Annotated in this window: 16 protein-coding genes and 2 pseudogenes; 6 read left to right on the top strand and 12 right to left on the bottom strand. The window is 65.1% G+C overall.

Annotated elements, in window-relative coordinates:
- Positions 1–407: 407 nt before the first annotated feature.
- The 3 genes and pseudogenes from ABIB49_RS16130 to ABIB49_RS16120 all read left to right on the top strand — a co-directional run.
- Positions 408–464, top strand: a pseudogene (locus ABIB49_RS16130) (hypothetical protein); the annotation flags it as partial.
- Positions 465–686: 222 nt separating this feature from the next.
- A complete protein-coding gene (locus ABIB49_RS16125) occupies positions 687–1,085 on the top strand; it encodes a MarR family transcriptional regulator (protein ID WP_354157353.1) in 399 nt (132 codons plus the stop codon).
- An 832-nt stretch (positions 1,086–1,917) separates the two neighbouring features.
- On the top strand, positions 1,918–2,310 hold the full coding sequence (locus tag ABIB49_RS16120; protein WP_282361030.1) for a VOC family protein: 393 nt from the start codon (positions 1,918–1,920) through the stop codon (positions 2,308–2,310).
- A 193-nt stretch (positions 2,311–2,503) separates the two neighbouring features.
- Here ABIB49_RS16120 and ABIB49_RS16115 read toward each other — a convergent pair whose 3' ends face one another.
- The 3 genes from ABIB49_RS16115 to ABIB49_RS16105 all read right to left on the bottom strand — a co-directional run bounded on the left by ABIB49_RS16115 (position 2,504) and on the right by ABIB49_RS16105 (position 4,163).
- A complete protein-coding gene (locus ABIB49_RS16115) occupies positions 2,504–3,283 on the bottom strand; it encodes an isocitrate lyase/PEP mutase family protein (protein WP_226774112.1) in 780 nt (259 codons plus the stop codon).
- A gap of 134 nt (positions 3,284–3,417) precedes the next feature.
- Positions 3,418–3,927: a hypothetical protein gene (locus ABIB49_RS16110; protein ID WP_226774113.1), complete on the bottom strand. Its 510-nt coding sequence runs from the start codon at positions 3,925–3,927 to the stop codon at positions 3,418–3,420.
- Positions 3,924–4,163, bottom strand: coding sequence for a cupredoxin domain-containing protein (locus ABIB49_RS16105; protein WP_354157352.1), 240 nt, complete (start codon positions 4,161–4,163; stop codon positions 3,924–3,926). Before ABIB49_RS16105 ends, ABIB49_RS16110 begins: the two co-directional genes overlap by 4 nt.
- Here ABIB49_RS16105 and ABIB49_RS16100 point away from each other — a divergent pair.
- On the top strand, positions 4,147–4,368 hold the full coding sequence (locus ABIB49_RS16100) for a hypothetical protein (protein WP_226774128.1): 222 nt from the start codon (positions 4,147–4,149) through the stop codon (positions 4,366–4,368). The genes ABIB49_RS16105 and ABIB49_RS16100 overlap by 17 nt on opposite strands.
- An 83-nt stretch (positions 4,369–4,451) precedes the next feature.
- Here the strand turns inward: ABIB49_RS16100 and ABIB49_RS16095 are convergent, their stop codons facing one another.
- The 3 genes from ABIB49_RS16095 to ABIB49_RS16085 form a co-directional block, all read right to left on the bottom strand.
- The gene (locus tag ABIB49_RS16095; RefSeq protein ID WP_226774115.1) at positions 4,452–5,180 is read right to left on the bottom strand and encodes a class F sortase; all 729 of its coding nucleotides are present in this window, start codon (positions 5,178–5,180) and stop codon (positions 4,452–4,454) included.
- Positions 5,181–5,215: 35 nt separating this feature from the next.
- Positions 5,216–5,965, bottom strand: a complete 750-nt coding sequence (locus ABIB49_RS16090; protein WP_226774116.1) for a hypothetical protein — start codon at positions 5,963–5,965, stop codon at positions 5,216–5,218.
- 140 nt (positions 5,966–6,105) lie between these two features.
- The gene (locus tag ABIB49_RS16085) at positions 6,106–6,435 is read right to left on the bottom strand and encodes a hypothetical protein (RefSeq protein ID WP_226774117.1); all 330 of its coding nucleotides are present in this window, start codon (positions 6,433–6,435) and stop codon (positions 6,106–6,108) included.
- 40 nt (positions 6,436–6,475) lie between these two features.
- Here ABIB49_RS16085 and ABIB49_RS16080 point away from each other — a divergent pair, with 40 nt between their 5' ends.
- Positions 6,476–6,778 carry a hypothetical protein gene (locus ABIB49_RS16080; protein ID WP_226774118.1) on the top strand — a complete coding sequence of 101 codons (303 nt, stop codon included), beginning with the start codon at positions 6,476–6,478 and terminating at the stop codon, positions 6,776–6,778.
- A gap of 101 nt (positions 6,779–6,879) precedes the next feature.
- Here the strand turns inward: ABIB49_RS16080 and ABIB49_RS16075 are convergent.
- Positions 6,880–7,218, bottom strand: a pseudogene (locus tag ABIB49_RS16075) (Dyp-type peroxidase); the annotation flags it as partial.
- Positions 7,219–7,319: 101 nt separating this feature from the next.
- Here ABIB49_RS16075 and ABIB49_RS16070 point away from each other — a divergent pair.
- Positions 7,320–7,499, top strand: a complete 180-nt coding sequence (locus tag ABIB49_RS16070) for a hypothetical protein (RefSeq protein WP_226774119.1) — start codon at positions 7,320–7,322, stop codon at positions 7,497–7,499.
- A 90-nt stretch (positions 7,500–7,589) separates the two neighbouring features.
- Here the strand turns inward: ABIB49_RS16070 and ABIB49_RS16065 are convergent, their stop codons facing one another.
- The 5 genes from ABIB49_RS16065 to ABIB49_RS16045 form a co-directional block, all read right to left on the bottom strand.
- Complete coding sequence (locus ABIB49_RS16065; protein WP_282361036.1) at positions 7,590–8,342, bottom strand: TIGR04282 family arsenosugar biosynthesis glycosyltransferase; 753 nt, start codon at positions 8,340–8,342, stop codon at positions 7,590–7,592.
- On the bottom strand, positions 8,339–8,536 hold the full coding sequence (locus ABIB49_RS16060) for a hypothetical protein (RefSeq protein WP_282361037.1): 198 nt from the start codon (positions 8,534–8,536) through the stop codon (positions 8,339–8,341). The genes ABIB49_RS16065 and ABIB49_RS16060 overlap by 4 nt, the downstream gene beginning before the upstream one ends.
- A gap of 115 nt (positions 8,537–8,651) precedes the next feature.
- A complete protein-coding gene (locus ABIB49_RS16055; protein ID WP_226774121.1) occupies positions 8,652–9,065 on the bottom strand; it encodes an Rv1678 family membrane protein in 414 nt (137 codons plus the stop codon).
- Positions 9,062–9,619 (bottom strand): DoxX family protein, encoded by a 558-nt coding sequence (locus ABIB49_RS16050; protein WP_354157351.1) that lies wholly within the window; start codon positions 9,617–9,619, stop codon positions 9,062–9,064. Before ABIB49_RS16050 ends, ABIB49_RS16055 begins: the two co-directional genes overlap by 4 nt.
- A complete protein-coding gene (locus ABIB49_RS16045) occupies positions 9,612–9,737 on the bottom strand; it encodes a hypothetical protein (RefSeq protein WP_256446664.1) in 126 nt (41 codons plus the stop codon). The genes ABIB49_RS16050 and ABIB49_RS16045 overlap by 8 nt, the downstream gene beginning before the upstream one ends.
- Between the last annotated feature and the right edge of the window lie 84 nt (positions 9,738–9,821).

Here is a 9,821-nt window from a genome sequence, read left to right as displayed (position 1 = left end):
CAGTGGATGTATCCGTTCCCGCGGCCACACCGTAAGCGGTGCGGTCCTGACAATGAATCCAGCGGGTCCGGCTTGGTCTGTCAGGAGTACTTCGGCATCCACGCCGCCCCGGATGGGTTCACCAGATACCGTGACCAATCCGTTATGCTACGTCCTGGCAGATGCTGCCCAGGGTCCGGGACGGTCAGTCCCGATCTGGAAGCGGGCTACGGCAACCTGGGGGATACCCTGCGGTGGGCCATCGGTGCAGGGGTCGTCGGGTCCAACATTGAGGACCGGATGCGCCCGCTGGCGGAGACCGTGAAGCAGATGGGCGATCCCCTCCTGGCCAAGAAGCGCGAGGAGATCGATTTCGTCCTCTCCTCCATGCCCGAACGGACGCGTTCCTCCGGACAGGACACGCGCCCGTCGGCCGTGCTGACGCCATCGAACGCTGTAAGGCTTTCCTGGACGCCGGAGCGTCCTGCGCCTTCGTTCCCGAAACGCTTGACGAGGCGACTGTGGCAGCGGATCTGAAGCAGATTGCTTCCGCCGATCCAGCCCGCCGAATACTGCGGCCGGCCCCGCCCCATCAGAGAATGCTGGGCAACCCCTCTGGAGTCACCGCTTTCCGCTTTCCCTGCCGTACCCGGATCCCGGAACCTGTGCTGGTTGAGAGCCCCGGCACATCCGCCGAGAAAGAGACCATGATGATCAAGAGCCACTCGGACGTCGTCCTGGAAGTCACTGCCCACCACCCGGACGCCGTCGAGAAGGATCTGAACGCCGCCGTGGAGATCGCCCGCGAACACGCGATGAAGGAATGCCGACACGGCATACTGCGATACGCGGCACTGGACTCCGGAGCCCTGACACGGCTCAGCATCCTGAACAACTCCGGCCCCCAACGCCCGTCGGCCCTGGCAGAGCGAATGGTCACAGGCGCCTCCAACATCTCCACAATCACCGCACGCCTCCAAGAAGCAGGACTGGTTGGAAGATCAGACGACCCAAGGGATATGCGCGCCTCGCTGATCAGGCTCGCATGGCCGGGAAACGGGCCGGCGCCGCGCTACGGCATTCGGGCAACACCCTTATCGATGTAATTTCAGCGACTGGAACGAGGAAGACCGCCACGACCTATTGCGGCTGCTCTCCCGCTTCGAATCCGACAGCAACAGGGTAGCGGCCACCTTGAAGGGCACCCAAGCCCCCTAGGCACACCTGTGGTCGAACGCGGCCAAATTAAGCGCCCCCGTTCCTTCGCCATCCTGACCAGCTCGCAGGCAGCGTCGGCCTCGGTTGTTCTGTTTCCTTGTCCACGGTTTACGCACTCGGCACAGCCTCTCGTCTCGCGGCCATATCGAGCTTCCACCCCGCCACGCTCACCGCCCAGCGTGTCGAGCGAGATATACCGTTATCTCCACCAGTCCCGCCGCAAGAAACGAAGCCAGGCTCAATTCGATCCAGAAGAAATTCGTTAGTAGTCGACTGAAAGCCCCGGCATCGAGACTGCCGCGGAAGAGAAATTCGGCCGCAGGATCGATCCAGAGCCACAGGCGGCGGTGGCCGCCGATGTCGTCCCGGGCGCTAACCACGAGTGGCGAAAGCCTGCACGGTCCCACTGAACTTGGGCGATCGTTAGGGGACGTGTGACTTGAAGTTCGGGGAATGTGAAAATGTAAAGTATCCCGCGTTAGGGTCGCTTCTGTCTGGGGCCATCGGGGCTACGAAATAGAGGATAGATCCGTACTCGCTGGATACCTGCGCCCCATCAAAGGCCGACGCTCATAAATCAGCGACCTGCAGCCGTTGCGGCGGGGGTGCGTCGCGGGGATTTGTGTCCGCCGGGTTGAAAGCGGCGTCCGCAGGACCTGTGAGACGATGTGGGCTTATACCTCGGCGGACTCTTCCCCGCCTTCCCCACTAGGAGTCCTGATGCCCGCGTCGCCTGCCATTGACCACCTCGCTCTTACCGTGACCGACCTCGAGGTCAGCGTCGCCTTCTACTCCCGCCTATGGGGTACATCGCCCACCGGGACGATGCTCGATGGGCCGTTTGTTCGAAGTAAATTCGATCTTGGTGGAGGGGCGTCACTGGGACTCACAGAGCATCGCGCAGCTTCCGGGGAGGGCCGCTTCAGTGAGCGCAATCCAGGTCTGGACCATGCGGGTTTTTCCGTGGCCAGCGCAGAGGAACTCCTCGAATGGGCCGCGCATCTGGATAACATCGGCGTGATCCACAGCGGACCCGTAGATGCCCCGTATGGCACGGCACTGAACTTCAAAGACCCGGACGGTATCGCGTTGGAGTTCTTCTTGCCCAATTAAGGACTGCTCACCGCAGACCGAAAAACCACTCGCCTTTGCACTTCCGGTCCGGGACGGGCACGGGGATACACCGGGGTATGTTGCGGGTTCATGAGACACAGAATGACCGGGTCTTTGGTCGGCGTAGACCGCATGAAGCGCTGCGATGACACGCACCAGATTCATGCGGCCGAGCCGATGGGTGGTCGTGTAGCTAATTCAGGGGCGGGGTGTCGGCGGGAATGACACCGGTCGAGTACAGATCGGTGGCGAGGTCGCGGATTGCGCGCAGGGCGACACGCTGGGTGAAGGGGCCATAGGAGACACGGGCCACCCCAAGTAACTGCAGCTCGGCTGCCGGCAGGGCACCGGGTGCGCCGATCACTGATAGCTTTCCGCGCCCGAGTCCCTCGACCAGCGGCTCGATGACCTCGCGGGTCAGTGCTCCCGGGACGAACACCAGCGCGGCACCGGCGTCCAGGTATGCGCGGCCCCGGGTGATGGCGTCATCGATGCTGTCTTTGATAGGCCGGTCACCGCCCCTCGCGATCGCGTCGGTGCGGGCGTTCAGCTGAAAGGCTATGCCCTCGGCCTGGGCAGCTGCCATGACGGCGTGCACGCGGGCGACGGCTTCATCGAAGGGCCGAAGCCGGTCTTCCACGTTGGCGCCGACGACGCCGAGCGCGATAGCCCTGCGAATCGTCTCGGCCGGGTTCTCGTAACCATCATCAAGATCGGCCGTGACGGGAAGATCAACGGCGTCCACGATTGTTTTGACCCCTGCCAGCGCCATCTCCAGGGGCATCGTCCCGTCCGCGTAGCCGTACGCGGCGGCGATGGAGTGGCCGGCGGTCGCGATTGCCTTGGTCTCCGGCAGCGCCGCGACCGTGGACGCGCTGATGGCATCCCAGACGTTGACAACCCGCAGGATCTCCGGGGCCTCATGCAGCGCTTTCAACTGCTGCGCGCGCTCTGACGTGTTCGATCCGGTCATTTTTCTTCTCCGTTTTCTGTCGAGGTACTTGGCAAGGAAGCTGAGGAGGATGTCGGTATCCTCCAGGACATTGGTCCAGGGAGTGCATGGCACTTTCTATCTCCACGTGCTCCACTAAACAGGAATTGTCGGGGTCAGGGAGTGTCTCTGCCGGTGGTGGCGGACGTACCGGAGACAGTTTTCGGCCGGGATCGCCGGTCCAGGATCAGGGCGGTGGCGGCGAGGAGGGCCGCGGCGCCCTGGGCGAGGGCGGTGAGGGTCTTATCGAAAAACCAGACGGGTTCATACATGGCCGGGAACGGCCCGAACGCCGGAACATCGATGTAGCGGTAGAGCAGCAGGACGGCCAGCCCTCCGCCGGCAGTGAGTAGGGCAAGGAGCCAGGCGGGGCGGCTGCCACGGGCCAGGACGTAGAGTCCGGCTGCTGCCGCAGCGCCGGCTTCGGCGAGGAAGAGGTTGCCCTCCCCGAAGCCTTCCGGGGCGGCGGACTGGTAGCCCGTTGCTAGGCGGGCGTGCACGATGGCGTCCACAAAGAGAGCGGCCGCTGCAAGGACCCGCAGGACGAGACCCGCAACGCTGCCAAGGCCGCGGCGGCCCGGCTCCGGGGCTCGGGCGCCGTGGGTTGGGGTGTGGTCCTGGCTCATTTGACGGTCAGGGTTCCTTGCATGTTGGAGTGGTAGGTGCAGTGGTAGGCGTAGGTGCCTGCCTTGGCGGGGGCGGTGAAAGTGGTGCTGGTCCCGGCTTTGACGACCGCGTCGAAGGAACCGTCCTCAGCGATGACGGTGTGGGCTTGAGAGTCCATGTTCATCACCGTCACGCTCGCCCCGGCCGGGACGCTGTCCGGGCCGGTATAGGCAAAGGACTTGATATGGATCGTCACGTCAGCCGCCGTCCCGGTGGACGCGTTTGGGGCTCCCGTTGACGGTGTCATCGGCGAAGCTCCCATTCCGGGGTCCATGGAAGCGGACGAGGAAGGCATTGACGTCGGAGACCCAGGTGATGAGCTGGGCGCTCCTTGGGTGGTCCCGCAGGCGCTGGCACCGATGACGGTGGCCGCGCCGATCAGGGCAACGGTAAGACGTTGAGGGATTTTTGTCGCCTTCATGATTGTTCCCTTTCAGGGAGCTGACGGGCGCTCCTGGTGGAAGCAGGGGCAGTGGTTCCGGATTCAGGCGGGGTGGCTGGAGGTCAGGTGGGCGTAGACGACGGTGTTGTCCAGGTACTCCCGCGTGGTGGGGTCGTACCCGCCGCAGGTGATCAGCCGGACTTCGGGCCGGTCCGCGTTCTGGTAGACCTCCACGGTCGGGAAAGTTGATTTGTGGTAGACATCGACTTTGTCCACCGTGAAGACCGCGGCGGTGTGGTCCGCGCGGGTGACGGTGATGGTCTGGCCCGGGGTGAGCTCATGGAGCCGGTAGAACAGCCCCACATCGCTGCTGGTGGTGTTGACGTGGCCGAGGATGACCGCGGACCCCGTCTGGCCCGGGGTGGGCGAGTCCTGGTACCAGCCACCGGGTGAGCCCGGTTCCCCGGACGGGGTCTGAACTTCCCCGTTGGCCTGCTTGCCCACAGGGGTCAGGGCCGCGTTCACGCCGATGGAGGGGACCTCAACCCGATCCGGCGCGGACGCGGGCAGAGCCGTGTCCGGCGCGGACGGAACAGCCACGGAAGACGGGTTAGGCGGGGCCGGTGCGGTCAGCGGGTCCGGAATGGGTGCTGCCGCAGCAGTGGCAGCGCCAGGTGACGGCGACGGCAAGGACACGCTGGTCGTTGGCCCCGGTGCGGGTGGTTCGGCGTGGAGTCCCAGCCCGATGGTGGTGATGCCGCCGGCCAGGAGCAGCGCGGCCACCGCGGACGCGCTGAAGCGTCCACGGCGGCGGCTGTTTTCAGATCCCATCAGTTCCCTGCTTGTTCCCCGAGTCTTCCCAGACCCTAGGCTGCCATTTTGCGGCGGATTGCGTACGCGCCGCCGGCGGCCATGACGAGGCCGCCACCTGCGGCCAGCAGACCGAGATCAGGGCCGGCAGGGGCGGGCGTGGTGATGCCGGTGCCGGGGGCCCCTGCGGGCATGGCTTTCAGGGTTCCGCACAGGGCAGGTGACGTGGCGGCCAGGGGCAGGGAGGGCACGAGGTCGCTGGGGGCCTTCTGCGCTGCGTCGGACAAGGTGGCCGGGTCCAGGCCGTGGACGACGACGACGGCGGTGCCGGCCTTGAGGGCATCAGCGGTTTTGGCGTCCAGGGTGAAGGTCCTGTTATAGGTGTAGGAGGCACCCATCCCGGCAACCTTCAGGTCGGTACCGGCTGCGGGGCTCGTGTCTCCGCTGGTGGACAGGGTCGTGCCGATGCCACCGTAAGCGGGGGCGCCTTCGGTGGTGCTAATCACTCCGTCTTTGTTGGTGTCAGCGGACATGTCAGGGCAGGTACCCTTCGCACCGATATGGATGTGCTGGACGTGCGGGTAGGGGCTGCCGTTGAACATGGCAGCTAGCCCGGAGACTTTTTCGGTCACTGTGGCCTGGTCGCCACTGACGGTGATCATCACCGTGCCTGTGGCGTTGCTGCCGTTGATCGCGGCAAGGTTCGCCTGATAGTTCGTGTTGTCCGCGGCGAGGGCCGGGCTGGTGGAGAGTGCGAGGGCGCCCAAGGCCAGGGCCGGGGCGATCAGGAAAGCGGATTTCTTCATGACTTTTTCCTCCATCGGAAATGGACGCTCCCCTGATGGTCACGCCCATGGTGGTGACTCTAACGGTTCGTTGTGCTCCACGTCACGGATGGGAGGGATAAAGAAATACTTTTCCGCCTCGGAACAGGGCACCCACCAGCTCAAACACACCTCCGGAAACCCCTGGGGTTCTGTTTCTGCCAGTTGTGTAGGACATATTCGGACCAGCAGGCCAGTACCGTGGTGGCGACCTGGTAAGCGAATGCGGCGCGGGTGACCTGGTTTGGTCCCAGCGTTTCCGGCAGGGCCGCCGCGTCCACCGTCAGGACGAAGTTGTCCTTAACGAAGGCTGCGGACGTTGGCGTTTGGAAGGCCGGGAACCCCAGATTCGCCAGCCCCTCGATCGGGGCGGCCGCATCCGTGCTCCGCTGCAGATCCCGAACATACGCGTGTGCAGCATCCGGGTCCGCGGCTTCCTTCACAGACAGCACGAAGGACCCTTGAGTCAGGGCATAGGTGCAGGTATACAGATTGTCGACCCAGGAATCGGTCGTGCCGGGGGCGGATGACATCGCCAGGATCCGGACGATATTTGCCCGGGTTTCCTCCCCGCACACCATCAACGCCGCAGCCGACGGGGAACCCGCCGTGCCCGCACCCGAAACAGCAGAAGGAGACCCCGGCTGCGGCGAACCAGACCCTGCTCCCGCCGGGGAAGCCCCCGAAACAGCCGGACGGCTGCTCGTCGCCGCGCCTCCGCTTCCTGGTTCCGCGTTGCCGGCGGCGTGGAACCCGCGCCTCCGCTTCCTGGTTCCGCGTTGCCGGCGGCGTTGAACCCGCGACCCGGCGCCCGGGCGGAGTGGGCCGGGGCGTTGTCAGGCAGGCGCATCGGTGAAGGCGGTGCTGCGTCAGATCGCGAAGAGACCCCCACCGACTTACCCGCCGGGCTGGACTCCCGGCGGGACAGCGAACAGCCCGGAGCCGGTGTGTTCCAGGTATTCCACCGCCAAGGTGTCATTCCGGGCCATCGCGAGCTGCATGGGCACGTAGTGGGTGCGGGGATCCTTGACGAAGGCGATGAAGAAGAGGCCGGCGTCCAGGTGACCCGGCCCGTCGGAGTCGTCCGTGTAGTTGTACCCGCGGCGGAGCATCCGCACCCCGTTGTTGTGCGAGGGATGCGCCAGGCGCAGGTGCGAGCTGGGAGCGATGAGTGGTTCGCCGGCCCTGCCCTGGGCTTCAAAGTCGGGGGCGCTGAACTCGGCCCCGCCGGACAACCCTGTAAGGGACCGGGGATGCGCAGGGTAGGGACTCCCGGGGATTGACCTGGGGTGACCAAGCCGGGCATCCTTTTGGGCTGCGGCGTCGAACAAAGGGCATGAAATACTACAGCCCGGCGGCGCAGGAACGGGCCAAAGACGCCGCATACGATGCAGTCGAAAAAGTACTGACCAGCCTGTTCGAACCGCTCAGCAGACAGGCCCTGACAGCACGCTGGAACCAGGCCGCTGAAGCCATGGCCATGCATCTCGAAGCGCAGGACAACGGCACGGAATAAGTCGCACGACCCGATGCGCAAGGTCAACACGCCCGGAGCGTTCCGCGACCCCCGCAGGGACGCGGGCTCTCCTGCGTACCTGCTTCGCCGTCAAAGTGTCCGCGAGCCTGAACCCGGCGCCGGCGTTCGATGCTGCACTTGGGCCGGCCCGGGGAATGTAACCCGGTCCGCGGGCTTGTCACGGCGGCCCATGACTAGTATTTTTTCGATCGCGGCCGCCACCGCGGCTGCGAACTCGGTGCCCGGGATTTCCGCGGCGATCTCCCGTGCATCATTGATGCGGTCCATGTCCCTCAGAACAGCTAGCAGCCCCACTGAGAGTCCGCCCGCCGCCAGCCGGGAGAGCTGTTCCGATCCGGTCTTATCCGTGGACATCGGCACTCCACGGACCAGCGCGCCCTCAGGCCGGCGGAGGGCCAGCGCCCAGAAGCCGCCGTCCTCGGCCGGTCCCAGCCAGGCATCGTGTTGGGGAGTCGCGGCAGACCAGTCCATGAGTAGCGGGGCAAGATGCGCCGCTGAAATCTGGGGTGTGTCCATGCCAACTATCAGCAACGGGCCGGTGGTTTCGTCGCAGATTGCAGCGAGCCGTTCATCTAGCGGGCCGCCGGTCTGGGCCATAACCGCGAATCCTGCGGCATCCCGGGCGCTCGGTGTCCCGTCCATCACCAGCAGCCGTTCGCTTACAGGCAAGACCCTGATGGTATCGAGGGTCCTGCTGAGGCTGCGTTGTGCCAGGTCGGCGGCCTGATCAGGCGTCAACGGCGGAGACAACCGGGTCTTCACCCGGCCAGGCCGGCACTCCTTGGCGAAGACCGCCACCCGCAGCTGCAGCGTTGGCCTCATTGCTGTTCCTCGAAGCCGGGAAGAGTGCTGACGGGCCGGGCAGCAGCTGCGGCCGCTGCTGCCCCTAGCTGTGCCGACATTTCGAGCAAAACCTTGCTTGTGCCCAGAGCTGGCCCGGCCACCGTGGACTTGACCGTCCATGGGGCGCACACCACCGGAAGCTCGATGGCCCGGCACCTGTAGAGGCCGGTCATGTCGATGACTCCGGGGGGCCCGGGGTCCAGGTACGCCGAAGTGGTTCGGTCCCTGGCCGGTCCACGTATGGCGGGACTCGCGTCGGGACTTTCAAGGCTCCGCCGGCCACAGCTACTAGTCCGGCCCGGTGGGCGTTGCTCGTCGCTCAGGTGGTGTTTGGTCACCGGCGAGCATGATACCGATGAAGGCCATGCCGAGTCCGGTCAGCAGTGCTGCAGTCCCGACGCTGCCGGCTGTCTGCTCGAACCACTCTCCGTACGTGATGAGGCGGAGGAGACCTACGACGATCATTACTGCACCGACGCCGAACAGCAGGGCGCGCAGCCGGAGCAAGGTGCCGGTTAAAGCGATGAGGGCAAGAACGAGAAGGGTCACGGCCTGTGCCGGATTGACAGGCACCAGTTTGAGCGGGTCGTAGTCGATGAGTGCGAAGACGGCACTTGCCGCGGTAACGGCACTGAGCGCCACTGAACGTCGTCGGGTTTCCGGTTCCAGCCGGGCCCGGGAGATATCGCGGTGACCGGTCATGATGCCCTCAGCGCCCACTTGGCCAGGCGGTTTGACGAGGTGCGCCAGTGCGGACGGAGCAGGCCGTCGAGCCCTGCGCATCTGCCGGCGGCCGTGGCGAGCAGCACGGCGTGCACGGCGAGCATGAGGTAGTAGGACCAGTGCCATTCGTTGGGTGCGTTCAGGACGGACAGGGTAATCGCCAGGGTCTGGATGATGCCAATCGCTGCCCAGAAGCGGGTGAGAAGGCCGACGATGAGGAACGCGCCGAGGCTGAACTCGACCAGCAGTGTGGCGTAGCCGAACAATGTGAAGTTCGGTAAGACAACGTACTGGATCAGCCAGGAGAAAGGCGGGAAGACCGGGTGCTCGAGGGCGTAGCTGGTGAATTGGAAGAGACCAGTGTGGTCGTTGCGGCCGAAGTCGGGGGGGATCTTCCAACTGACGTTTTGGATCCACAACAGGGCTACGGCGATTCGCAGTCCGGCGATGACGGCTCGGGCGGAACGCCCGGAGTCGATTCCTTCGGCGGCGGTCTGGCCGGCCGGCGTTGTGGTCGCGGGTAGATCAGACACGGTCGGAGACCTTGCTGTTTTCCCTCATGTGGGTGCCGCTGAAGGGGACGGGGCCGCCGGGCGATTCCCCGCAACTGACGTACAGATAAACGACAAGCACCTCGTCGTTGGGCTTCATGGATTCATGTTAGACCTCAGGAGTGTCCTGGGCGAGCCGAAAAGCATTTCGGTCGGCGTGCGTTGGGTGGGTCGCGGGGTGCAC

It is taken from the genome of Arthrobacter sp. UYCu512 (assembly GCF_040547075.1).
Lineage (GTDB): Bacteria > Actinomycetota > Actinomycetes > Actinomycetales > Micrococcaceae > Arthrobacter.
Note: the sequence above shows the minus strand (reverse complement) of the source record. Positions and strands in the feature narration are given on the sequence as shown.

Bases quoted from the DNA above. Each gene is read 5' to 3' on its own strand.
- ABIB49_RS16055 (WP_226774121.1), bottom strand. From the start codon at position 9,065: ATGACCGGTCACCGCGATATCTCCCGGGCCCGGCTGGAACCGGAAACC.
- ABIB49_RS16120 (WP_282361030.1), top strand. From the start codon at position 1,918: ATGCCCGCGTCGCCTGCCATTGACCACCTCGCTCTTACCGTGACCGAC.
- ABIB49_RS16110 (WP_226774113.1), bottom strand. From the start codon at position 3,927: ATGAGCCAGGACCACACCCCAACCCACGGCGCCCGAGCCCCGGAGCCG.
- ABIB49_RS16060 (WP_282361037.1), bottom strand. From the start codon at position 8,536: ATGACCGGCCTCTACAGGTGCCGGGCCATCGAGCTTCCGGTGGTGTGC.
- ABIB49_RS16045 (WP_256446664.1), bottom strand. From the start codon at position 9,737: ATGAAGCCCAACGACGAGGTGCTTGTCGTTTATCTGTACGTCAGTTGC.
- ABIB49_RS16095 (WP_226774115.1), bottom strand. From the start codon at position 5,180: ATGGGATCTGAAAACAGCCGCCGCCGTGGACGCTTCAGCGCGTCCGCG.
- ABIB49_RS16070 (WP_226774119.1), top strand. From the start codon at position 7,320: ATGAAATACTACAGCCCGGCGGCGCAGGAACGGGCCAAAGACGCCGCA.
- ABIB49_RS16125 (WP_354157353.1), top strand. From the start codon at position 687: ATGATGATCAAGAGCCACTCGGACGTCGTCCTGGAAGTCACTGCCCAC.
- ABIB49_RS16090 (WP_226774116.1), bottom strand. From the start codon at position 5,965: ATGAAGAAATCCGCTTTCCTGATCGCCCCGGCCCTGGCCTTGGGCGCC.
- ABIB49_RS16065 (WP_282361036.1), bottom strand. From the start codon at position 8,342: ATGAGGCCAACGCTGCAGCTGCGGGTGGCGGTCTTCGCCAAGGAGTGC.
- ABIB49_RS16115 (WP_226774112.1), bottom strand. From the start codon at position 3,283: ATGACCGGATCGAACACGTCAGAGCGCGCGCAGCAGTTGAAAGCGCTG.